Source organism: Pseudomonas sp. MF08831 (genome assembly GCF_059862645.1).
Map to the genome: position 1 here is coordinate 80,417 of NZ_JCBCUX010000009.1, position 23,956 is coordinate 104,372.

Annotated in this window: 19 protein-coding genes; 7 read left to right on the top strand and 12 right to left on the bottom strand. The window is 61.5% G+C overall.

All coding sequences use genetic code 11. The features are described 5' to 3' along the window. Positions 1-79: 79 nt before the first annotated feature. The 3 genes from AC19YS_RS19520 to AC19YS_RS19530 are packed head-to-tail and all read right to left on the bottom strand — an operon-like array spanning position 80 to position 3,082. Positions 80-1,000 carry an alpha/beta hydrolase gene (locus tag AC19YS_RS19520; protein ID WP_106579417.1) on the bottom strand — a complete coding sequence of 307 codons (921 nt, stop codon included), beginning with the start codon at positions 998-1,000 and terminating at the stop codon, positions 80-82. Further along, entirely contained in the window at positions 997-2,391 is a 1,395-nt protein-coding gene (locus AC19YS_RS19525; protein WP_106579418.1) for an aspartate aminotransferase family protein, read from the bottom strand. Before AC19YS_RS19525 ends, AC19YS_RS19520 begins: the two co-directional genes overlap by 4 nt. Further along, positions 2,384-3,082: an MtnX-like HAD-IB family phosphatase gene (locus tag AC19YS_RS19530; RefSeq protein ID WP_179606498.1), complete on the bottom strand. Its 699-nt coding sequence runs from the start codon at positions 3,080-3,082 to the stop codon at positions 2,384-2,386. Before AC19YS_RS19530 ends, AC19YS_RS19525 begins: the two co-directional genes overlap by 8 nt. A gap of 241 nt (positions 3,083-3,323) precedes the next feature. Here AC19YS_RS19530 and AC19YS_RS19535 point away from each other — a divergent pair, with 241 nt between their 5' ends. Next, positions 3,324-4,094, top strand: coding sequence for a MipA/OmpV family protein (locus AC19YS_RS19535; protein WP_448201638.1), 771 nt, complete (start codon positions 3,324-3,326; stop codon positions 4,092-4,094). Positions 4,095-4,340: 246 nt separating this feature from the next. Here the strand turns inward: AC19YS_RS19535 and AC19YS_RS19540 are convergent, their stop codons facing one another. Together AC19YS_RS19540 and AC19YS_RS19545 are read right to left on the bottom strand one after the other, a co-directional pair. Beyond that, on the bottom strand, positions 4,341-4,994 hold the full coding sequence (locus tag AC19YS_RS19540; protein WP_106579421.1) for a DsbA family oxidoreductase: 654 nt from the start codon (positions 4,992-4,994) through the stop codon (positions 4,341-4,343). A 55-nt stretch (positions 4,995-5,049) separates the two neighbouring features. Then, a complete protein-coding gene (locus tag AC19YS_RS19545) occupies positions 5,050-6,069 on the bottom strand; it encodes an alpha/beta fold hydrolase (RefSeq protein ID WP_106579422.1) in 1,020 nt (339 codons plus the stop codon). A 182-nt stretch (positions 6,070-6,251) separates the two neighbouring features. Between AC19YS_RS19545 and metR the strand changes: the two genes are divergently transcribed. Next, complete coding sequence (gene metR, locus AC19YS_RS19550) at positions 6,252-7,169, top strand: transcriptional regulator MetR (protein WP_057012200.1); 918 nt, start codon at positions 6,252-6,254, stop codon at positions 7,167-7,169. 129 nt (positions 7,170-7,298) lie between these two features. Here metR and AC19YS_RS19555 read toward each other — a convergent pair whose 3' ends face one another. The 6 genes from AC19YS_RS19555 to AC19YS_RS19580 form a co-directional block, all read right to left on the bottom strand. Then, a complete protein-coding gene (locus AC19YS_RS19555) occupies positions 7,299-7,805 on the bottom strand; it encodes a GNAT family N-acetyltransferase (RefSeq protein ID WP_500602446.1) in 507 nt (168 codons plus the stop codon). Beyond that, positions 7,802-8,215 carry an NUDIX hydrolase gene (locus AC19YS_RS19560; protein WP_119738588.1) on the bottom strand — a complete coding sequence of 138 codons (414 nt, stop codon included), beginning with the start codon at positions 8,213-8,215 and terminating at the stop codon, positions 7,802-7,804. Before AC19YS_RS19560 ends, AC19YS_RS19555 begins: the two co-directional genes overlap by 4 nt. A 47-nt stretch (positions 8,216-8,262) precedes the next feature. Then, positions 8,263-9,609 carry a response regulator c-di-GMP phosphodiesterase, NosR family gene (gene nosR / locus AC19YS_RS19565; RefSeq protein ID WP_106579425.1) on the bottom strand — a complete coding sequence of 449 codons (1,347 nt, stop codon included), beginning with the start codon at positions 9,607-9,609 and terminating at the stop codon, positions 8,263-8,265. Between the two features lie 166 nt (positions 9,610-9,775). After that, positions 9,776-10,048, bottom strand: coding sequence for a type B 50S ribosomal protein L31 (locus tag AC19YS_RS19570; protein WP_500602494.1), 273 nt, complete (start codon positions 10,046-10,048; stop codon positions 9,776-9,778). Between the two features lie 100 nt (positions 10,049-10,148). After that, positions 10,149-11,474 carry an APC family permease gene (locus AC19YS_RS19575; protein WP_106579427.1) on the bottom strand — a complete coding sequence of 442 codons (1,326 nt, stop codon included), beginning with the start codon at positions 11,472-11,474 and terminating at the stop codon, positions 10,149-10,151. Positions 11,475-11,757: 283 nt separating this feature from the next. After that, a complete protein-coding gene (locus AC19YS_RS19580) occupies positions 11,758-12,579 on the bottom strand; it encodes a carbon-nitrogen hydrolase family protein (RefSeq protein ID WP_124416531.1) in 822 nt (273 codons plus the stop codon). A gap of 93 nt (positions 12,580-12,672) precedes the next feature. Between AC19YS_RS19580 and AC19YS_RS19585 the strand changes: the two genes are divergently transcribed. The 4 genes from AC19YS_RS19585 (at position 12,673) to AC19YS_RS19600 (ending at position 16,703) form a co-directional block, all read left to right on the top strand. Then, positions 12,673-13,437, top strand: coding sequence for a helix-turn-helix transcriptional regulator (locus tag AC19YS_RS19585; RefSeq protein ID WP_106579429.1), 765 nt, complete (start codon positions 12,673-12,675; stop codon positions 13,435-13,437). Positions 13,438-13,464: 27 nt separating this feature from the next. After that, the gene (locus AC19YS_RS19590; protein WP_500602447.1) at positions 13,465-15,084 is read left to right on the top strand and encodes an FMN-binding glutamate synthase family protein; all 1,620 of its coding nucleotides are present in this window, start codon (positions 13,465-13,467) and stop codon (positions 15,082-15,084) included. Between the two features lie 65 nt (positions 15,085-15,149). Further along, a complete protein-coding gene (locus tag AC19YS_RS19595; RefSeq protein ID WP_500602448.1) occupies positions 15,150-15,446 on the top strand; it encodes a cupin domain-containing protein in 297 nt (98 codons plus the stop codon). A 132-nt stretch (positions 15,447-15,578) separates the two neighbouring features. Further along, positions 15,579-16,703, top strand: a complete 1,125-nt coding sequence (locus tag AC19YS_RS19600; protein ID WP_500602449.1) for an OpgC family protein — start codon at positions 15,579-15,581, stop codon at positions 16,701-16,703. 47 nt (positions 16,704-16,750) lie between these two features. On the opposite strand, the gene AC19YS_RS19605 is transcribed toward AC19YS_RS19600, so the two are convergent. Then, on the bottom strand, positions 16,751-18,163 hold the full coding sequence (locus AC19YS_RS19605; protein ID WP_106579433.1) for an amino acid permease: 1,413 nt from the start codon (positions 18,161-18,163) through the stop codon (positions 16,751-16,753). Positions 18,164-18,615: 452 nt separating this feature from the next. On the opposite strand from AC19YS_RS19605, the gene AC19YS_RS19610 reads away from it, so the two are divergent. Then, positions 18,616-23,949: a hypothetical protein gene (locus AC19YS_RS19610; protein WP_500602450.1), complete on the top strand. Its 5,334-nt coding sequence runs from the start codon at positions 18,616-18,618 to the stop codon at positions 23,947-23,949. Positions 23,950-23,956 lie beyond the last annotated feature (7 nt).

The window sequence follows — 23,956 nt, forward strand, 5'->3', positions numbered from 1 at the left end:
TCCCTTTTTTTCTATTTCTTGTGGCGAGCGGGCTTGCTCCGCGGTGGGCGGAGCAGCCCCAAACCCAGGCACCTCGGTTCTAACTGGAAGCATGCAGTGTCAGTGATGGGGCGGCGGCGCCACCCACCGCGGGGCAAGCCCGCTCGCCACTGGCCGCGCGCGTGCGACTGACGCAGGCATGTTGCTCGACAAACTCGGCGCTCAACTCGATCACGCGTCGGTATTGCAGGTCGACGGTGATCATGTGGTAGCAGTTGTCCAACAGGATCTTGGTCACGGGGCCGCCCAAATGGCGCTCCACGTAATCGGCGTTCCAGCGGCTGGTGATGTCGTCCTCGATGGAGTGCAAAACCAGCGCCGGTACCTTGACCTCGGGCATGCGTTTCTTGACCACGGCGTTCATGCGGTGCAACTCGCGCACCGTAATGCCTTCCATGGTCAGCAAACCGGCTTCGCTGCTCTCCCCTTCCTTCATCTGACGTTCGACGATGGCCCGCAGGCGCTCGTTCTTGATGCCGTAAGGCGGCTTCTCTTCGAAGCGACAGATGTGTACGCCGAACGGAATCTTCATCAGCAGTGGCGTGAGAAACGCCAGCTTATGAATACTCCAGCCGTCATATTTCAAGGTCGTGGAATACATCAACAGCCCGGCGACTTGCCCAGGGTGTTCGGCGGCCACGTACATCGACATCACCGCCCCCATAGACAAGCCACCGACAAATACCTGCTCGTGGCGTTGCTTGACCTGCACGAAGGTATTGCGCACGCCTTCGTACCAGTCCAGCCAGCCGGTGGCTTGCAGGTCGCTGTTGTCGCCGCAATGCCCAGCCAGGGTGGGCACGTACACCGTGCAGTTACCCGCCTTGGCCAAGCCTTTGGCGACTTGACGCAATTCCGTCGGGGTGCCGGTCAGGCCGTGGATCAACAGGATCCCGACCGGACCTTCACCGAGAACGAAGCCGGCATCACCTTCACCGAGGTCGATCCCGGAAGTGCTCACCGTTTAGTCGCTCGCACCAGCAGTTGCTCGAGCAGCTTCAGGCCCAGGTCGATTTCCGGGTAGCTGATTTCCAGCGACGGCGCCAGGGTGATCACGTTTTTGTAGTAGCCGCCCACATCGAGGATCAAGCCGAGTTTCTGGCCATCGACGACCATGTCGCCCTTCATGCCTTCTTCAACCATGTAGTCCAGGGTCGCCTTGTCTGGCGTGAAGCCATCCGGGCCACAGATTTCGCAGCGCAGGGCCAGGCCCAGGCCATCGACGTCGCCGATGATCGGGAAACGTTTCTGCAGGTCCTGCAGGCCTTCCAGGAAGTATTTGCCCTTGGCCATGACCATCGCGCCGTAGTCGACTTCGCTGGTCATCTTGAACATTTCCAGGCCAACCGCCGTCCCCAGTGGGTTGGAGGCGAAGGTGGAGTGCGTCGAACCTGGTGGGAAGATCTTCGGGTTGATCAACTCTTCACGCGCCCAGATGCCGCCCAGCGGGTTCAAGCCGTTGGTCAGTGCCTTGCCGAAGACGATCACGTCCGGCTGCACGTCGAAGTGCTCGATCGACCACAGCTTGCCGGTACGGTAGAAGCCCATCTGGATTTCATCGGACACCATCAGGATGCCGTGCTGGTCCAGTACATGCTTGAGTTCGCGGTAGAAGTTCATCGGCGGGATCACGTAGCCGCCGGTGCCCTGGATCGGCTCGACGTAAAACGCTGCGTATTCGCTCTGGCCGACTTTCGGGTCCCACACGCCGTTGTATTCGGTCTCAAACAGACGGGCGAATTGCTGCACGCAGTGGCTGCCGTACTCTTCCTTGGTCATGCCTTTGGGGCCGCGGAAGTGGTACGGGAACGGGATGAACTGCGCGCGCTCGCCGAAGTGGCCGTAGCGGCGACGGTAGCGGTAGCTGGAGGTGATCGACGACGCGCCGAGGGTACGCCCGTGGTAGCCGCCTTCGAAGGCGAACATCAGGCTTTTGCCGTTGGTGGCGTTACGCACCACCTTCAGGGAGTCTTCGATGGACTGCGAACCGCCGACGTTGAAATGCACGCGACCGTCGAGGCCAAACTTCTTCTTGGCGTCGACCGCGATCATTTCCGACAGCTCGATCTTGCCTTTGTGCAGGTACTGGCTGGCGATTTGCGGCAGGGTGTCGATCTGCTGTTTCAGCGCGTTGTTCAGGCGCGGGTTGGCGTAGCCGAAGTTGACGGCCGAGTACCACATTTGCAGGTCGAGGTAGGCCTGGTCTTCGGTGTCCCACACGTAGGAGCCTTCGCAACGGCTGAAAATACGCGGCGGCTCGATGTAGTGAACAGTGTCGCCGTAGGAGCAGTACTTGGCTTCTTTATCCAGAAGGATCTGGTCTTCGGCAGTGGCGATACGGATATCAGACATGGTGGAAGAGTTCCTGGTTGTCAGCAGTAAAGGTGGTAGCGTTGGCCGCGATGCCCTGAGGCAGCTTGGCCAGCAATGCGCTCACTTCGGCGAAGGTGTCGAAGCGCGCGTGAGGAATATCGTTGGCCTGGCAATAGTCGGCCAGGCTGCCCTTGGCGAAGACGAAGTCGGCGGTGGAGGCCACGCACATGTCGGACTTGCCGTCGCCGATCACCAGCACGCGCTTGTTGCGCGGGGTGGATTTGCACTTGCAGTTGCCGGAGGCGGCACGGCAGGCATCGCTGGAATACGGGAAGTCGATGCGCCAGCTGTTCTGGTCGACCTGGCGCAGGCGGTTGGCGAGGATCGGCAGCAAGGTCACGTAGTTGCGCGACAGGATGCGCGCGATGCCTTGTTCGATGCCGTCGCTGACCACTTCGATGGTCGCGCCCAGGCCCATGACGTGATCGACGAAGTCCGGGAAGTCCGGGTCGATCTCGACGCTGTCGAAGTACGCCAGCAGTTCAGCCGGGGTTGCTTTGATCAGCGCCAGTTGACGGCTCAGGCATTCGCGGGAACCGATATGCCCATCCAGCCATTCCTGTTCGATGGTTTCCCACTCGGGGCCGGCGAAGCGTTGGAGGACGTTGTCGATGACGTCGGTTGGGGTGATGGTCCCGTCGAAGTCACACACGATATGCCAGTGGATCATTGCCTTTCCTTGAGTTGGAGGGCTTGAAGAAAATCGCGCTCTTTGCGCTTGCAGGAGGGGTAGAGCAGGGATTGTGCCAACTGGCTAAAAGCCCGCAGGGCTGGGGTTTTGGCCGCTAGCCCGGGTGTTTTGTGTCGCAGGAGCTACAATTTTTGTAGCTTGCTACAAACAAGATGAGTGCTTGCGTCAGGGACGCCCTTCGCGCGTGAATGCGCGCATGTTCAGATAAGGAAATGGCTCCATGTTCAAGGTTACTTCTGCTGTATTCGCCGGTTTGCTGGGGCTGTGGGGCTTTTCCAGCACGGTATGGGCCGACGGCATTACCGGCGAAGTGGGCGCGGGTGTCAGCTATCAACCCCACGACCCTACCGGCAGCCGCTACGAAACCCGGCCGATTCCCTACTTCGATCTGGACTGGGGCAGTGTCAGCCTGGGCACCGACGATGGCCTGACCTGGAGCGCGCTGAACACCAACGGCATTACTGCCGGCCCTTACATCAATTACCTGTCGGGCCGCACGGCCAATGGCTCACTGCGCGGTTTGCGCGATGTGTCGGACATGGCGGAAGTGGGCGGTTTCATCCAATACGCTCCGGCCGAGTTCTGGCGCGTGTACGCGCAGGTTGGCCAGGCCGTGGGCGGCGGGCGTGATCAGAGTGGCGTGTTGGGCAAGCTCGGCGGTGAGTTGGGTTACCCGTTGGGTGGCGGCATCATCGGTAGCACCGGCCTGATGGCGCACTTTGCCGATGCGCGCCAGACGCAGACTTTTTTTGGTGTGGATGACAAGGAGTCTGCGGCTTCGGGCATTCGGGCCTATAACGCCAGCGCGGGTTTCCAGAACCTGACGCTGACCCAGAGTTTTGAATTCCCGCTGGCTACGCATTGGTCGTTATTGACCAGCGCCAGTTGGACGCACCTGGTGGGGTCGGCGGCCAACAGCACGATCGTCAAGCAGACGGGTGATGTGAACCAGGGGCAGGTTCAGACGGCGATCAGTTACAAGTTTGAGTGATGGGTTGGTTCTGGGTGGCTGGCGGCCGTCCCGCCGCCTTCGCGAGCGAGCCCGCTCCCACACTTGAAGCTCAGTGCATCAGGTGTACTCGGTCAAATGTGGGAGCTGGCTTGCCTGCGATAGCATCAACTGGGTGCGCCTGATGTACCGAGGTGCCTGCATCGCAGGCAAGCCAGCTCACACAGAAAAACAGATCTGCTGTTGCTGCAATCACTCAGGATAGGTACACAAGGCCCCGAAGACCTATCAGCCCTTGGCCTCACTGATGATCTGACGAATCGCCCCAACAAAAGCCTCGGCCGGTTGCCCCCCACTGACCGCATACTGATCGTTGAACACGATAGTTGGCACCGAAGTCACCCCTCGGGAAATCCACAGCTGCTCTTGCTCGCGCACCTCTGCGGCGTATTCATCAGAGGCCAGAATCTGCGCAGCACGCGTGACATCCAACCCAACACTTTCAGCAATAATCGCCAAGGTCGCAGGGTCGGACGGGTCTTGCCCATCACTGAAATAAGCCTTGAACAGCGCTTCCTTCAGGTTGTACTGCAACCCTTCCAACCCAGCCCAATGCAGCAAGCGATGCGCATCAAACGTGTTGTAGATACGACTCTGCCCGTCAGTGCGAAACGCAAAGCCCAACGCCGCACCCAAGTCACGAATACGCGCACGGTTAGCCTGCGATTCCTCTGCCGTGGAGCCGTATTTTTCAGTGATGTGCTCAACGATGTTCTGCCCGATAGCCGGCATATTCGGGTTCAGCTCAAACGGCTGGAAATGAATCTCGGCCTGCACCTCAGCGCCCAGCTGGTCCAACGCCTCAGTCAGCCCACGCAGGCCGATAATGCACCAGGGGCACGACACGTCGCTGACGAAATCGATTTTCAGGGGAGTACTCATGGTAGGCAACCTCGCTGGCATTGATGCGCCGTAAAAGCTGCACGATACACCAACTTCACAACACCTTCGAAGGCTGCCCCAAATCAATCTGCGCCCAGTGCGCGGCATCTTCGCGATGGGCTTGCAGGTACGGCAACACCGCCGCCAGCAACGGCGCCTTGAACGCCTCCTGAAAACGATGCGCCAGGCCGGGAATCAACTTCAACTGGCTGCCCTGGATATGCGCGGCCAAATGCACACCGTGCATCACCGGCAGCAACGGGTCGGCAGTGCCATGCACCACCAGCGTTGGCACACGCAATTGATTGAGCAGCGGCACACGACTGGGCTCGGCGAGGATCGCCATGATCTGGCGCTTGACCCCGTCCGGGTTGAAGGCGCGGTCGTAGGACAGCGCGGCCTGATGCAGCAATACCTGGCGATCGTCCTTCACATTCGGGCTGCCCAACGCCGCCAGCAAGTCGGCCTGTTGCTCCAGCGCCACTTCACGGTTGGGCGCGCTGCGCCGCGACAGCAACTGCACCAACGCCGCACTCGGCGCCGGCAAGCCTTCGGCGCCGGAGCTGGTCATGATCAACGTCAGGCTCTCGACCCGTTGCGGCGCCATGGCCGCCAGGTGCTGGGCGATCATGCCGCCCATGCTCGCACCCAGCACGTGAAATTGGCGGATCTGCAACGCGTCCATCAAGCCCAGGGCGTCGTCGGCCATGTCGGTCAGCGTGTAAGGCGCCGCCACCGGCAGGCCGAGTTTGTAGCGCAGCACTTCGAAGGTCAGGTTGGCACTGGCCGGTGCCTGGCGCCACGTGGACAGGCCGACGTCACGGTTGTCGTAGCGAATCACCCGAAACCCTTGTTCGCACAGCGCCACGACAACTTCGTCCGGCCAGTGGATCAACTGCCCGCCCAGGCCCATGACCAGCAGCAATGCAGGGTCGGACGCACGGCCGATGCTCTGGTAGGCAATGCTCACCTGAGCCAGGTCGACCGTTTGCGTCGGGACATTGACGTCACATCGAGAAGCCGCAAAAGACGGCAGGCCGAACAATAGAGCGGCCAGTAAACACAACACGCGCATGAAAAACACCGAAACACAGAACCCCAGTAGAGCGCGAGTCTGATGAAGTTTGTTCAAGCGCGCTGCCACAGTTGCGTGACAGTTTGATGAACGGCGCCCAGCGGTCATGATCGACACGCCTTGCAACATGAGACAAACTCACGCCATTGCCGTTTTTCACAAATCGTCTTCATGGAGAGCCCGTGCTCGAAATCCGTCACCTCAAGACCCTGCACGCCTTGCGCGAAGCCGACAGCCTGGTCGAAGCCGCCGAGCGCCTGCACCTGACGCAGTCGGCGCTGTCCCATCAGTTCAAGGAGCTGGAAGAGCGCTTGGGCATGCAGCTGTTCGTGCGCAAGACCAAGCCACTGCGCTTTACCAGCGCCGGTCTGCGTTTGCTGCAACTGGCCGACGCCACCCTGCCCTTGCTGCGCGGCGCCGAGCGCGATATTGCGCGTCTCGCCGGCGGCACCGCCGGGCGTTTGCACATGGCCATTGAGTGCCACAGTTGCTTCCAGTGGCTGATGCCGACCATCGACCAGTTCCGCGATGCCTGGCCGGAAGTCGAGCTGGACCTGGCCTCCGGTTTCGCCTTCGCGCCACTGCCGGCGCTGGCGCGGGGCGACCTGGACCTGGTGGTGACTTCCGACCCGCTGGAATTGCCGGGCATCACCTACGTGCCGCTGTTCACATACGAAGCCATGCTGGCCGTGGCCAACCAGCACGCACTGGCGAACAAATCGTACATCGTGCCCGAAGATTTGCTCACCGAGACCCTGATCACCTACCCGGTGGAACGCGATCGGCTGGACATTTTCACGCGCTTTTTAGAGCCGGCCGACGTGGAACCGGCCCAGGTGCGCACCTCGGAACTCACCGTCATGATGATGCAGCTGGTGGCCAGCGGCCGTGGTGTGTGCGGCATGCCGCATTGGGCGCTGCATGAGTACAGCTCGCGCGGTTACGTGAAGGCCAAACGGTTGGGCGAGAAAGGGCTGTTCGCAACGTTGTATGCGGGGATTCGTGCAGACATGCTGGACGCGCCGTACATGCGCGACTTTTTGCTGACGGCCAAGGACACGTCGTTTTCCACGCTCGATGGCGTCAGCGCCGTTCGCTGAACGACACAGATTAAAAATGTGGAAGCTGGCTTGCCTGCGATGCAGACGACGCGGTCTGACTGCAGCACCGAGGCGATGTTATCGCAGGCAAGCCAGCTCCCACATGGGATTGAGTTTCCACCTGGGATTTCAGTCGACCTTGAGTTCACGCCACATGTGGATCTTGTCGAAATAATCCTCGCCCACCCGCACCGCCAGCGGTTCCAGGCCGTACTGGATGAAGCCGCAGCGCTGGTACAACGCGAAGGCGGCGTCGTTGCCAGCGGTGACGGTCAACTGAATCAGTGTGAGGTGCGGATGTTCACGCGCCTCGGCGAGCGCCGCCTCCACCAACTGACGGCCCAGGCCTCGGTGCTGGTACGCCCGGTTCACGTACATACCGAACAAGGTCACCTTGTGCCGAGCTTTCTCACGCGGCTCGAACGCCAGGCCGACAATGCCCACCAATGCGTCCCCCTCAAAAGCCCCGAGCAGCCGATCCAGCGGGCTGTCGACGCGCTTTTCCCACCAGCTCAAGGGCATCAGCGCGCGCTCCGCCACGCTGGAGGTGAACGCCTGCGGATAAGCGCCGTACGCCTCAAGCATCAACGCCCGATAAGCCTCGGCGTCGTTGGCGCCAAGCGAACGAACCATCATGCGTCGCAGGTCAGCGATGCGCGGTAAAACGGCAGGATCACGTCGCGCGTCAACGGCGCCAGTTGCAGGCCACCGTCACCGGCAGGGTCGATCCAGCGCACTTCTTCGATTTCGGCCGCGGGCGTCACCGCTACGTCGATGTGCACCTGGAACAGCTCGGCGTCCACAGTGAACCCAGGCTCATTGGCGGCGGGGGCCGAGAAGTGGCCAAGATAGACAGCCTGACTTGGCTCGATGCGCAGGTTGAGTTCCTCAAACAGCTCACGGGCCAGGGCTTGGGCCGGTTGTTCGCCGGCGTCAATCTTGCCGCCCGGTTGCATGAACGCCTGGGTGCCGCGCTTGCGCACCAGCAGGGTTCGGCCGTCGCTGCCAATCAACAGCGCAGCGGCGATGCGGATAGTGGATGTCATGTAAAAACTTCCTTCAATGCAAAGGCGCAAGGATCACAGATAGCGCGTTATTCGCAAAGCAATCCTTCATGCCGCTCTTTGATAAACACGCTGTACCTGGCGCCTTCCATGGTCTCAAAGGCGATCAACTTGTCCACCAGCGGCAGGTTCAGCACCTTGCCGGCGTTGAGTAACAACATGCCGTTATCGGCGTTGAGGTTGCGCGCCAGCACCATGCCCTCCTCCAGCTCGCGGGTGCCCAGCACCCTGACACTGGGGTCGCCCAGGGTCACGTCATTGAGGTACGTGGCGCAGACTGAAACAAAACTTTCCACCATGTCGGGGTCGTAAAGGCGACCGGCGTATTTGCGGATATAGAGCAGCGCTTCGTCGCTGTTCATCTGGCGTTCGAGGATCAGGCCTTTTTGCAGCTCGATAAAATCCACCGCCAGTTTCAACAGGCGCGAACCTGCGGGAATCGCGTCACCCTTGAGGTGATCGGGAAAACCGCTGCCGTCCCAGCGTTCCTGATGATGGCGGATAAGCCGCGCTGCGTCTTTCATCGGTTCCAGGGTCATCAGCAACGATTCGCTTTGGGTGGCGTAAGCGCGATAACGCTCACGGTCGCTGCTGTGCAACAGGTCTGAAGGCGAGGCCATCATGCTGTCGCTCCAGCTCAATTTGCCGATGTTGTAGAGCGCGGCAGCCATGGTCAGGTCGCGGTTACTGGCCTCATCTACGCCATGGGCCACACACCAGGTGCGCACCAACTCGATGATTTGCCGGTTGGTTTGCTTGGCGCGCGGTAAGCGCAGGTTGGCCAACAACGAGAACACCTCGGTGCCCGTGGCGTAGCTGTGTTTGAGCTCTTCGTAGGCCAGGTCGAGCATATCGGCGGTTTGCTGCAATTCACTGGTGCGAGAGGCAACACGTTTTTCCAATGTGGCGTTGAGCTGCTTGAGTTCATCGTTCTGCGCCTGGATCAACAGCTCCAGGCGCCCACGTTCGCGCTCCGAATGCTGATGGGCCAAGGATTGACGCAGGGCCAGCAGCAGTTCTTCATCGTTCCAGGGTTTGCTCAGGTAACGGTAGATCTGGCCTTCGTTAATGGCTTTGACGATCAACGTCAGGTCGGTCTCGCCGGTCAGCAGAATGCGCACTGTGTGCGGGTGGTGTTGGTGGATGTGCGCCAGCAACGAGGCACCATCCATGTCCGGCAGACGCGCGGCGCTCATCACCAGGTCAATGGGTTGAGTGGCGAGAATGCCCAGGGCATCAGCGGCGCAGGTGGCGCTGTGCAGTTCGAAAGGCTCCAGGCTGAGCAATCGCTTGAGGCTGTGCAAAACGTCCGGGTGGGCGTCGATCAACAGCAGCACTGGACGGTTGGCATCGATAAAGGTCACTGACTCTCCCATGGGACACCTCGGATCGTCGATCTGCGTTCCTTACGGTCTGGGACAATGCCTCCTGGCGATTACCCGTAGTTTAGTTGGTTTTTACCAGGTGATGGCCTTGCGATATCAACGCATAAAAAAGCCGCTCCAAATGCTGGAGCGGCCTTTGAGGTGAAACGTGAATCCCTCACGCCTCGGCGTTTTTCGGGCTGGCGCCAAACGAAGCAAAACGCTTGTTGAACCCGGCAATCCGGCCTTCGACCTGAGTCTTGCGTTGCTGGCCGGTGTAGATCGGGTGCGAGGCGCTGGAGACGTCCAACGGGATGTAAGGGTACGCGTTGCCATCGCTGTGTGTGTGGGTGCGATCACTGTCGGCCGTGGAGCCGATCAGGAAGAACACGTCGGCGGCGGTGTCGTGGAACAGCACGGTGCGGTAGTCGGGATGGATACCAGTTTTCAGAGTGCCTCCGGGGCGTTTGAGTGCGATCAATGTGTTACACAGTAACACAAATCACGCGCCCAAACGAGAACCGATTGTAATAAGGATAGACCTGTAGCGTCTATGCAGCTTCCTGAAAGTCCATTTCCGGCGGCTGTTGCGAGAAGCCGCGCGTCAGGAACCCCAGGTAAACCAGGCCGATCGCCAACCACACCACGCCCAGATAAATCGCCAGATGATCGAGGCTGACCATCAGCCACACGTCCGCCGCGAGGCCGATGGCCGGGAACAGCAGGAACAACATCAACTCACGCACGCCACGCGCTTTCGCGCCGATCCAGTAGTGAAAGATCACCGACAGGTTCACCAGGCTGAACGCCAGGAATGCACCGAAGTTGATGAACGAGGTGGAGGTGGTCACATCCAGCTTCAATGCCAGCAACGCCACAACCGCACACAACAGGATGCTGTTGACCGGCGTGCCGAAGCGCGCATGCAAGGTGCCAAAGAACGACTTGGGCAACACGCCGTCGCGCCCCATCGCGAACAACAAGCGCGAACCGCTGGCCTGGGCCGACAGCCCCGAGGCGAACTGGCCGACGATCAAGCCGATCAGGAAGATCGACACAAACAGGTCACCGCCGACATTGCGCGCAATTTCATAGGCCGCCGAATCCACATCGGCAAACTCGAACGAGGGATGCGCGATCTGCACGAAATACGACACGCCAACGAAGATCAACCCGCCGATCAAGGTGATCAGCATGATCGCCCGCGGAATGGTCCGGCGTGGGTCGCGGGTTTCTTCAGTCAAGGTACTGACCGCGTCAAAGCCCAGGAACGAATAGCAGGCAATCGCCGCCCCGCTCATGATCAGCGGCATGTGCATCTGGCCGTTGAAGAACGGCGCGACGGTCCACAGCGGCTTGCTCGCGTCGCCCCCGATGTAATGGATGCACAGCGCGACAAACGCAATCAGCACCAGAAACTGCACCAACATCAGCAGCGCATTAATGCCGTTGGCCAGTTTCAGACCGATGATATTGATCGCCGTGGTGACGCCGATAAACGCCAGCACCCAGATCCATTGCGGCACCGCAGGGAATGCCGAATGCAGGTACGCCGCCCCGATCAACCAGATGGCCATGGGCAAGAACAGGTAGTCGAGCAACACCGCCCAACCGGCGATAAAGCCCAGTTTCGGGCTGATCGCCTTGCGCACGTAGCTGTAGGCGGAACCGGCCACCGGAAAGGCCGACGCCATGCGCCCGTAACTCATGGCGGTAAAGAACATCGCCACCAGGGCGGCCAGGTAAGCGGCCGGCACCATGCCGCCAGTGGATTGCGCGAGGATGCCGAAGGTGCCGAGCACAATGATCGGCGTCATATAGGCGATGCCAAACAGCACCACCGACCCTAACGACAGGGTGCGTTGCAAACGAGCCATGAGCGATTCTCCGCTGATTTATTAGATTTATGGCAGAACTGAAGTCGGTGAAGCGGATGTCATTTTTCTTATGATCAAGCGTATTTACTGTGGCGAGCGATGCTTGATGTAGCGAGCGGGCTTGATGTGGCGAGCGGGCTTGCCCCGCGTTGGGCTGCGAAGCGGCCCCATTACATTCGCTGTATTTCTCCAGACGAACTGCGGTTGCAGGTTTTAGGGCCGCTGCGCAGCCCAACGCGGGGCAAGCCCGCTCGCCACAACAGCCCGCTCGCCATAGGAATTCTCAGGGTTTAGGAATCAGCAGTTCACGCGTCCCATCCGTGCGCTCGATCACCTCACCCGGCAATTTCAAGCGCTGGTCGTCGAGGTAGCGGTAGTCCTTGCGAGCCGCCACCAGTTGGTCGAGATCCAGCTCGACGGTAAATTGCCCTTCCTCGCGCCCGGCTTCGAACAGCAGCGTGCCAATCGGGTCGACCAGGGCACTGCCGCCGGCGAACAACAGGCCGCCATCGCCTTCTTCCACCCGATTGACCATCAGTGCAAACGCCTGGTTTTCCTGGGCGCGCGCCATGATCGCGGTGCGGTGCGTGGGACCGTAAGGGTCCATGTTGCCGTTGGTGACAATCAGCAGTTCGGCGCCCAGTTGCGCGTTGGCGCGGGCGGTTTCCGGAAACTCGATGTCGTAGCAGATCAACAGGCCGACGCGCACACCGTTCCACAAGCAAGTGGCATAGCGGTCACCGGGCGTGAACACGCCGCGATCCGAGGCCCACAGGTGGGTCTTGCGATACCGCAGGGCGATGCCTTCGGGGGTGATCAGCAACGTGGTGTTATAGAATTGGCCGGCGTCGCTCTCGGCCATGCCGATCACCACGGCGATATTGCCTGCGCGAGCCGCCTCGATAACGGCCTGCACGGTCGGGCCATCCACCGGTTCGGCGATGTCGGCGACGGTCTCGGCTGACGGGAAGCCCATCAGGTGGGTTTCCGGAAATACGATCAGTTGCGTGTCGGCGGCGCAGGCAGCAATTGCCGCCAAGGCGCGCTCAAGGTTGTAAGCTGTGCCGTTATCACGACCTGCCAACTGGGCAAATTCGACCTTCATGGGAAGTCCTGTTGTTTTATCTGTGGCGCAGTATGCGCAGCCGCACCCGCCGGGGAAATCACGCCGCCGGGGTAACCCTATGGGGGTAGACGAATGACAGTCTCGCTACAAGACATTGCCTGGCACCGTTCGGTGGGGCAAATGATAGACGCCCTCGACCAGGCCAACTTCTGGACCCAGCTCGTGCGCTTGCTGGACAACTACGTGCCGTTCGACAGCTGGGTGGTATTGCTGTTCAGCAGCGCGCACCGCCCGCTGGTGTTCGCCGAATGCCCGGGCGTCGACGGCACGCCGGACCAGTTGTTCCAGGACTACCTCAACGGCCTGTACCTGCTCGACCCCTTCTATATCGCCAGCCGCGAACACTCACGCACCGGCCTGTTTCGCCTGGCCGAAGTCGCGCCGGAGCACTTTGAACTCACCGAGTACTACCAGCGCTACTTCCGCCTGAACGTGGTGGCCGATGAAATCCAATTTAATTGCCAGTTGGCGGATGGGCGTACCCTGTGCCTGTCCCTGGGCTCCAAACAGCGGTTTGACCCGCAGCAGATCGCTCTGCTGTCGCTGATCCAGCCCTGGGTCTTGAGTTTGCTGCGCCAGCGACTGCCCTTTGAGCTCAAGCAGGTCAGCGCGCCGCAGCCGCCGATTCAGAATGATGACTGGGGCGCGCAACTTACCGCCCGTGAGCTGGATGTGGGCCGCTTGATGCTCAGCGGTTGCTCCAGCAAGGAAATCGCTCGTAAGCTGGAAATCTCTGTTGAAACCGTGAAAGTCCATAAAAAACACATGTACAGCAAGCTAGGGATCAAATCCCAGTCGGAGCTGTTCTCGATCTTTCTACAGGCGCAAAACGCCTAGCCGATGAGTGAACCCAAGGAAAACCGTATGAGCCTGTCGTTACTAAGCCGTTACGCCTTCTTTGCCGTGTGCGTCATTTTTACCCTCGCCAGCCTCCCCTTTATCGAACATGAATGGCTGTGGCCAATCACCGTGGTCACCGGCGTGCTCAGCTTGATCGGTCTGTTCGATCTGCTGCAAAGCCCCCACGCGGTGCGCCGCAACTACCCGATCCTGGGCAACATCCGTTACCTGGTGGAGGCCATCCGCCCGGAAATCCGCCAGTATCTGCTCGAATCCGACAGCGACGCGCTGCCCTTCTCACGCGCGCAACGCTCACTGGTTTATTCGCGCGCCAAGAACGAAACCGCCGACAAACCCTTCGGCACCCTGATCGACGTGTATCAATCGGGCTTCGAATTCATCGGCCACTCCATGCGCCCTGCGCCGTTGAGTGACCCGAGCGCGTTTCGCGTGATGGTCGGCGGCCCGCAGTGCAAGCACCCGTACTCGGCGTCGGTGTTCAATATCTCGGCCATGAGCTTCGGCTCGTTGAGCGCCAACGCCATTCGCGCATTGAACCAGGGCGCCAAGCTCGGCAACTTTGCCCACGACACCGGCGAAGGCAGCATCAGCCCTTACCACCGCGAAAACGGCGGCGACCTGACCTGGGAACTGGGCAGTGGCTACTTCGGCTGCCGCACCAGCGACGGCCGCTTCGACCCGGAACGCTTCGCCGCGCAGGCGCAGAACCCGCAAGTACGCATGATCGAAATCAAGATGAGCCAGGGCGCAAAACCCGGCCATGGCGGAATTCTGCCCAAGCACAAGGTCACCAAGGAAATTGCCGAGACGCGCGGCATCATGATGGGCGACGACTGCATCTCGCCGTCGCGCCACAGCGCGTTTTCCACGCCGATTGAAATGATGCAGTTCATCGCCCAACTGCGCGAACTGTCCGGCGGCAAACCGGTGGGCTTCAAGTTTTGCCTGGGCCACCCGTGGGAGTTCATGGGCATCGCCAAGGCCATGCTCGAAACCGGCATCCTCCCGGACTTTATCGTGGTCGACGGCAAGGAAGGCGGCACCGGCGCCGCGCCGGTGGAGTTCACCGACCATATCGGTGTGCCGCTGCGTGAAGGTCTGCTGTTTGTGCACAACACGCTGGTGGGCCTCAATCTGCGCGACAAGATCAAGCTCGGCGCCAGCGGCAAGATCGTCAGCGCGTTCGATATCGCCAGCGTCCTGGCCATTGGTGCCGACTGGGCCAACTCCGCGCGCGGCTTCATGTTTGCCATCGGCTGCATCCAGTCGCAGAGCTGCCACACCAACAAATGCCCGACCGGCGTCGCCACCCAGGACCCGCTGCGCCAACGTGCGCTGGTGGTCCCGGACAAAGCCCAGCGCGTGTTTAACTTCCACCGCAACACCCTTAAGGCCCTGGCGGAAATGCTCGCCGCAGCCGGTCTGGATCACCCCTCGCAGCTGTCGGCCAAGCACCTGGTGCGACGCATGTCGGCGACTGAAATCAAACTGTTCTCGCAGCTGCATGTGTTCCTCAAGCCCGGTGAACTGCTTACCGGTGAAGTGAACGGCGAGTTCTATTCGCGCATGTGGCAGATGGCACGCGCGGACAGTTTTGAGCCGAATGAGCTGGTAGCCGCGTAACCCGATGAAAACTATTCACTGCTGAACCGGACCACCGACGGCATCGTTGAAACCAGGAGATTCACATGCCGTTACTCGACTTCGACGCCCTCGCCGGGCAACTGCCTGACAGCTGGAAATCCACGCGCCTGGGCCAGGTAGGCCCGGCGCGGATCAAGGTGTTGCGCATGGATGAGCAGGCCTACGAGGCAGAAACCCACGCTTACAACGAAGGCCTGCTGGTGATCAGCGGCCTGCTGCGCTTGAGCATCGGTGACGAGGAAATCCGCGTGGAAGCCGGCCAGATGTACCTCGTCCAAGCCGGTATCGCCCACGCGGTCCTTGCCGGTAGCCAAGGCACGTTGGTAATCATTGATGTCTAGAGACATTCAGTAATACCCAGCCTTTGCAATTGCTTATAAATACCGCCAACCTGCGCCCGCCCGACGTGCGGCGTGCGACAACGTTGCCGTGCACCTGTCATTACTAAACTATTTGTTCAAGAGCCCGCTGCCATGCTGAACGGACGCGACCCGCGCATCGATTTTTTTCGGGGCCTGGCGTTGATCTTCATTTTCTGGGATCACGTCCCCCACAATCCCCTCGGCCAGATCACCCTGCGCAATATCGGGTTCAGCGACGCAGCTGAAGTCTTCGTGTTCCTTGCCGGCTACGCCTCGGTGCTGGCGTACGGCAAGGTCCTGCAGCGCGAAGGCTACTGGATGGCCTGCTTGAAGATCCTGCGGCGCACGTGGGTGCTGTACGTGGTGCACATCTTCCTGCTGGCAATGCTGATGGGCATTGTGTTCTTCGCCAACAGCCATGTCGAAACCCGCGACCTGGTCGAAGAGATGGGCCTGACGCATTTTGTCACCCATCCTCAGCAAGCGCTGGTGGACGAATTGCTGTTGCGCTTCAAGCCGAACCTGATGGACCCGCTGCCCCTGTATATCGTGCTGTTGGCGGGCTTGCCGCTGGTACTGCCACTGCTGCTGCGCAAGACCTGGACGGTGGTCGCGGTGTCGATGGCGGTGTACCTGCTGGCGCCGCACCAGGGCTGGAACCTGGCCGCCATTGCTGACGGCGTGTGGTACTTCAACCCGGTCACCTGGCAGTTTCTGTTTGTCCTGGGTGGCGCGGCGGCCATTCACGGGCAACAACCCCGCGCACAGGATAATCGGCCATTGCTGCGCCAGCCTTTGTTCGTCACGGCGGCGGTCTACGCGCTGGCGGCGGGTGTGCTCACCCTCGCCTGGCGTTGGCCTGAGGTGCACGACGCATTGATGCCAGCGGCCTTGAGCGAACTGCTCTACCCGATCAGCAAGACCGACTTGTCACCGGTGCGACTGTTGCACTTCCTGGCGCTGGCCTACGTCACCGCCAAACTGTTGCCTGGGCGTGCCTGGACACAAAATTGGCTGGCCCGGCAGACCTGCCGGATGGGGCGTTATTCGTTGGAAGTATTCTGCCTGGGCGTCTTACTGGCGCCGTTGGCGGATATGCTCAACGCCCTGGCTGGCGATGCCTTCACCATGCAAATCGTCACCGCACTGGTCGGCGCCGCCCTGATGGCCGCGCTGGGCGCCTGGCTGGAATTCAACCAACGCCTGAGCCAATCGCCTCGCGTGGCCACCGCCTGAAAAACAAAAAGCCCCGATCCCGGGGCTTTTTGTTGTGCGCCTGAACGTCAGGCTTGAGCACGCGCCGCAGCCTGGGTGGGCTGCAACTTGAACACGTAGAACAGCACTGTCAGCAGCACCAGGAACACCGGGCCGACATACAGCGCGACACGCGTGTCCGGGAAGTACGCCATCAGCCCTACCACCAGCACCAGGAACGCCAGCGCCAGGTACGAACTGACCGGGTACAGCCACATGCGGTACTTGAGGCCGGCTGCCTCGGCCGGGCTCAGGCTTTTACGGAACTTGAGCTGAGCCAGCAGGATCATCAGCCAGGTCCAGATCGCGCCGAAGGTGGCGATGGACGTCACCCAGACGAAGACCTTCTCGGGGACCATGTAGTTGAGCAACACGCCCAGCAGCAGCACGAAAATCGACAGCAGCAGCGCCTTGCGCGGCACGCCATTGCTTGAGGTGGTGCCGAAGGCGGCCGGGGCCTGACCGTTCTGCGCCAGGCTGTAGAGCATGCGGCCGGTGCTGAAGATGCCGCCGTTGCAGGAGGACAACGCAGCCGTGATAACCACAAAGTTGATGATGCCGGCGGCGGTCTTGATGCCCAGTCGCTCGAAGGTCATCACGAACGGGCTGCCCTGGGTGCCGATTTCATTCCATGGGTAGATCGACAGAATCACGAACAACGCCCCCACGTAGAACAGCAGGATGCGCCAGAACACCGAGCCGATGGCGCTCGGGATAGTCTTCTGCGGGTTCTTCGCTTCACCGGCGGTAAGGCCGATCATTTCCACGCCCAGGTACGCGAACATCACCATTTGCAGGGACATCAACACGCCGGTCACGCCATTGGGCATGAAGCCGCCGTGGGCCCACAGGTTGGAAATCCCCAGTGCCACGCCGTCGTTGCCAAAGCCGAACGCGATGATGCCGACGCCACCGATCACCATGGCAATGATCGTGACGATCTTGATCAGCGCGAACCAGAACTCGAACTCACCGAATGCCTTGACCGCAATCAGGTTGATCGTGCCCATGCTGACCAGCGCCGCCAGCGCCCAGATCCAGCGCGGCACATCGGGAAACCAGACGCCCATGTAGACGGCAACGGCGGTGATTTCTGCCACGCAGGTCACCAACCACAGGAACCAGTAATTCCAGCCGGTAAGAAAGCCCGCCAGCGGGCCGAGGTAGTCCTGGGCGTAACGGCTGAACGAACCGGCGACGGGGTTATGCACCGCCATTTCGCCGAGCGCGCGCATGATCACCAGGATCGCCAGGCCGCCAATGATGTAGGAGAGCATGATCGCCGGACCGGCCATTTCGATGGCCTTGGCGGAACCCAGGAACAGGCCGACACCGATACAGGCGCCGAGGGCCATCAGGCGAATATGCCGTTCGCCCAGTTCACGTTTCAGCGGGCCGCCCTGAGCGGTCTCGCCATGGGGCAGGTGATTGCCAACTGGCATAGGGGTACAACCTCGTCTTGTTATTGGATATGAACCACCGAGCGTTGCGCACGCCAAGCCGGTAAGCCGGGTGCACTTCAACCAGGCCTGTTTCGTGGACAGGCACGTCCGGCAGCGCACAGCCTGCGGGATCGGCGGGGGTGCAGTATAAAAAGCCGACACTAGGGTCTTTCACTCTAAAAATGACTAAATTCAGCGATAAGTCTGGGTAAATAAGCCTTTTACAAGGAAGCATTACCTGCCTTTACGCATTTATCAGGTCATCGCGAGGGCCGTGAGTATTGCACAGTGATGGTGCAGCGTCATGCCTGGGCCGACGCCCTCCGCCCGTCAACGAAGGCTCTGGCCCAAGGCTTCGAGCTCGGCCACAGGTAAATCGGAACCGTCATGATCCCCCTGCCAGCGGCACTCCCTCAGGATGAGGGAACAGCCTCCATGCACAGGGAAAATCAATGGACACGCCTACCGAACGACTCGAGCAGGGCCGCACCCGACGCCAGGAGGGTGATCAGCACATGGTCACTGCCCTGATCAATCATTTGAATGGCACCAGCGCCGCGCCGCTGCTGATACCGCCCCATTCTTCGCCAGGTTGCTGGCTGCAACTCTGGCGCCAGGCCATTAACCGCCCGCGCTTCATCGCCTGGGCCCGGCAACGGAACATCGACCTCGCCAGCCTGACCCTGGCCAATGGCAGCCTGACAGACCAGACCCAAAAAACCTGGACCCTGTGGGACGACGCGCAAGGGTGCGCCCTGGCCCTTCCCCTCCTGACCATCGCCGACATCCTGGACCCAGCGGCCAGCGGCGTGCCGTACGGGCCGATGACTGCCGGCGAGAACACGCTGCAATTGCCCGCCAGCCAAGTGCTGCGGTTCTACGGTTACCCTCAGCCGCAGACCCGGGGCCAGCGCATGATCGTCATCCAGGCCCTCGATCAACTCAACCCTTTCGCCAGCGCCAGCCCAACGCTGGCGCGTGATTTCGAGCGGTTGAACCAAGACCTGCTGCAGCTGGCCGACAGCCTGGAGGCTGCCGCGAGCGAAGCGGGTTTCAACCCGCAAACCGCTCACCGCAACAGGCTGACCCTCGACTCCGGCTCTTTTGCAGCCAACGCCCAACAAGCCGGCGCAGCGCTGCTGGATTACATCACCCGTCATCAAGACTTCCTGGCGCTGGAGCCGGTTCACGGCTTGCAGCCCGGCCACTACACATTCGATCCCGACACCCGCCAGCTCACCGGCCAGCGCGCAAATGGCGCACAGGTGGCACTCGGCATCGAATGGCTGTTGCCGCTGCCACTGGCAGGCCGTCTCGAACAACTGGTCAGCGTGGCGCAACAGCTCGGCACCTCTGTTCACCAAAGCGGCCAGTTCAGCGTGGCGCAGTTGCTGCAGTGCCATGACCTGGCGGTGCCCGCCACGCCAGACGCGGCCAGGGCGCTGAGCCTGCGCTTGCGCGCGTCGCAGCCCCTGCACGTGCCGCCCGTCTGCGACTTCGCCGAGGCCGATATTGCGCTCATGCAGCAACTGCACTGGCAGCGTCTGGACCATGACCGCGACCATGCCGCGGCGGCTTTGCGCACGCTGCTCGAGGGCAAAGCCGCTGAGGCCGTGATTGCCACGCACTCGACGTTGCTGCAGGCCTGCGCCGGCGACGCCCATTTGCATCCGGCGCTCGCACCTGCGCCGCGCACCGAGGCGCGCAGCCTCGCCCAGCATCTACAAGGCCAGGGTCTGGCCGTTCCGCGTACCGCCGGCGACGCCCTGGGTACGCTGCAAATCCTCGAAATGACCCTGCCGCGCAGCACTCAACACGCTGACTATCGACAAGGTTTGCCGTTAACGCCCGACCAGCGTGAGACCGTGCGAACGCGGGTCAACGCCTGGCTGCCGCGCACGAGCAGCAGGCTGTTGGAGTATCTGGCGGGGCCGTTGTTGACCGAGCTGTCCCGAACCGCGATTCGCACCCAGGCCGACCGGTTGCTCAAGCTCATGCTCAGACGCCCTCCTGCCCGGCAACTGGGCCGACGGTTGCTGGAGGCACTGGGCGGGTACGGCCAGCATCCACACGAACACACCAACAGCGCCAGCCTTGAAAACCTGGTGCTGGCCGCGCTGATGATCGAGCTTGATCCGCTGCCGGACGAACAGCGTTACGTCGTCGCGGGGTTCAACCTCGCGCAAAGCAGCCAATGGGGCCGTTCCCACGCGGCCCTGCGTGAAGACCTGGAACTGCACCTGATACGCAGCGGCGTCGTCTCGGCTGAGGCCACGCCGCTGGCGGCCCACCTGCTGCTCGCGGGGGCAGCACCGGAGTTTCTGGTGCGGGAACTGCCGGACACGTTGCGCTTCATGACCTCCACCCAGTGGCTGGTGTTCAGCCAAGGCGTGGCGATGGCGCAGAGGATCGCGCCCGGCTCACCGCAGCAACTGAGCTACAACGATGTCATCGCCTTGGCGTCACGGGAGGACACCTCGCCCGAGCAACAACAATGGCGCGAATACACCGCAACCCAAGGCCTGCTCGATTGGGCTGTCGCCCAGGGTGAACTGACGCAACAGGCCGACGGACGCTACCCGATCGGCGCGATCAACGCGGCGAAAGCCCGACTGCAGGCACGCCTGGAGGCACTGAAAAGCGCCTTCATGACGTTCGCCAGCGACCTTCCGACGCGCCGGTCGGTGGCGCTCGATGACCTGCGAAACGTCTTCCCGGGCCACCCCCGTATCAATACGCCCGACCTGCGCTGGGCGTTGGCGTCGCGCTTGCAACTGAACCTCGGCCTGGCGTCCAGCGGCCCGCCGCGTTGGCACAACGTGCCTTACCTCAGCCAGTACTCCCTCGTGGACTTGCACAGCCAGGGCTGGCTGCAGCCTTTTTCGCGCCACTGGGCGTCGGTTCACCCACACCTGGACCTGAACCTGATGCGCAGCGCGTTCAGCCGCCTGGGGCATGTGAATACGCTCTTCGAGGACGCCTTCGACGCCCACATTGACCGCCTTAAACAGGCGTACGCCACCACCCTTCAGGACCTGCTGGCACAATTGCCGCTGGCCGAGCGTGCCCGGCTGCCCATCGGCGAACTGCAATTGCTGGTGCTGAGCAAAGAGGCCACCAAGGCCGAAACCCTGGAAACCCGCGAGGAAAAAAGAGCCCGCGTCGGGCGCTTCGGCATCATCCTGCGCTGCACCCTGCCCCACGCCACCCACGATTACGAGTTGTTCCCACTGCTCAACCGCCTGCATAAACGCAGCGGCCCCGCCCTGGTGTTTGACCTGGGCGGCAAGCCCCTGTCGGTTACCACCGGCCGACCAGGCTCGGTTCAACCCGTCAGTGTCTTGCACACCGGCAATCCACTGGCCATCGATTGGCAAGCCTACGAAACCGGCAGCGCGCCGCGGCCGAACGTGTTCTCCACGGTGGTCGTCGAGCAGCTATGGCAGCAGGGCCCTACACCCGCCGAAACCGCCACCCCGCGGTTCGGTTCGGCGATCCTGCGCAGCATCACCCAGGCCATCGTCGAGCGGCATTTTTTCCTCGACGTCGAAGCTGCGCGACAACAGGCGCGCGGCGCGTCCGCCGAAGAGGGCTTCGAACACCACCACGACGCGTTGACCCAACGCCTCAAAATCCTGGTGCCGTTGTGGTCGTGCGGCCAGGACATCGCCTCGGGCGACCCCCACCGCATGACGTATGGCAGCTACCAGTGCCTGCTCGACCTGTTCGGCCTGCTGATGCCCGCCCGCGCCTACTCGTCGGCCGGCCTGGCGGTACTGAAAAGCACCGCACCGCTGCCAATAAAACTGCTGCAACTGGGCAAATTGAGCACGAACCTGCTGCAGACAACCCTCAACCCCCTCGACCTTACTCCCACACTCGCCAGGTTGGCCCGTCATGGCCTGATCGCTCTGGGCAAGGCCGCGTGGCACACCCTGAGGGAAGCCATCGAGCAAACACAACGCTGGACCGCCAACACGCCGTTGCGCGAGTACGTGCGCTGGCTGTCCAGGGCCGACATCGGCATCGGTGCCGTACTGGGCGGGAGCGACTTTTCGCGCATTGTCGCGATAATGCGCGAAAGGCAGTGGTACGCCTTCGACCCTTTCAGCGCGCGACCCTATGGGCCACCGCTGCCCAACTTTCGCCTGGACAGCGCCCTGAGCGTGACACCGGTGCACTGCGTCAACGGTTACCAGGCGCGCGTCACCGAGCGCCTGTTTGACACCCCGCCATTGCTCATTCCTCGCGCCACCGCCACGGATTTACTGGTTGACGGCAAGGTCATGCGCCTTGAACACAGTGCACCGACCCACTTGGACGACCTGGCATCGCCTGCTCATTTTCGCGTCGAACACCATTTCGACACCCGCTGCACGCCCACCCGAAGCAAACGCAACGCGCCCCCATTCATTTGCTTCACCAAAAGGCTCTCTGCGTTTAACCACTCCATTCATCAACGTCGCGTGCAAGCGCTGGAGCATATCCGGATCATTCCCGCGCCCAGTCAGGGCGGTGCGAAGCAGCGACTGGTGTATCACCACACCGTTTACGAAGTCAGCCGTGACGAAGTTGCCTTTGAGCTGACCCAGGTCCCGGCACCGCCCCTGATCTATCGCCGTCGCACGCTGGGCACGCTTGTCGACGAACCGCAATTCGGGTTGCCCGACGACCAACTGGACAACCTGCTGGGCCATGAAACCCGGGTGGTGGAACTGCAAGGTATCGCCGAAGGCATTGATGACACGCGCGTCATGCGGGCCATGGTGTTCGAACTCTCCCGGCCTGGGCCGATCCCGGGCCCACGCTGGGTTGTCGAGGCCGACACCGGTGTGTTCTTTGAAGTTATCCAGACCGCCAACCCGCCTGAAGTGGTCTTCGATTACCTGGACTTCAGCCAGGGCGGCGAAGCCGCGCGGCTGATCCACGCTTTCTGCGATTACAAGCGCGATTACCTGGACATTGCCGAACTCATGCCCACGCAACCGCTGGTGGCACTGCCGACGCTGGAGGTGCTGTACCGGCAACTGGCAGCCCGCGGTTTTTCTGACGGCACCCTGGCAAGGCTGCGCCATACCGCCAGTACCCTGACCCCCCTCAAACAACGGGAATTATTGTTGAACGCGTCCAGCCAGGGACAGCGTCTGGACGTGCATGTCGCCGCCAAACCCTTGCAGCTGGACATATGGCCGCCACGCCCGGTGGTAGCCGGCGGCCCCAGCGCCGCGCAGATCAACGAGTACCTCGCGCAGAAGGCCCACGCCAGCACGCTGGCGCTGGTCGAAAGAACCGGAGTCGGCGCCGCCAACCTCGTTACCGATGCCGTCGACGACCTGGCGCGGTTGCGGATCGCAGCGCCTGTGGTGCTGTGGCAATACACGCTGGTCGGGCAGCCCGACTACACCGAGATCATCCTCAAGACCGGGGCAGGCAATTGCGACCAGATGGCCCATGTCGCCCATGAACTGATCCGCACCAACGGCGGCGTCTCGCAGATATGGGGCTCACGTCCGCCTACCCATGCCTTTGTGGTGGTCGGCAAAACGCCGTCAAGCCTGGTCGAGACCCAGGACTTCACGGAGGACGACTGGCAGGGTCTGTGGATCTGCGACCCCTGGGCCAGGATTGCCTGCCCGGCAAACCAGTACCTGAACGCGTTCAACGAACGGGTGCGTGACTGGTCCGGCCAGCACATGTCGGTGTACTACAAGGGCCAATGGGAGCGAATCGAAAACTCCAGCTGGCTGGCGGACTGGAAACGCGGCCTGAAACTTTCATGGCGCTAGGCAGCCC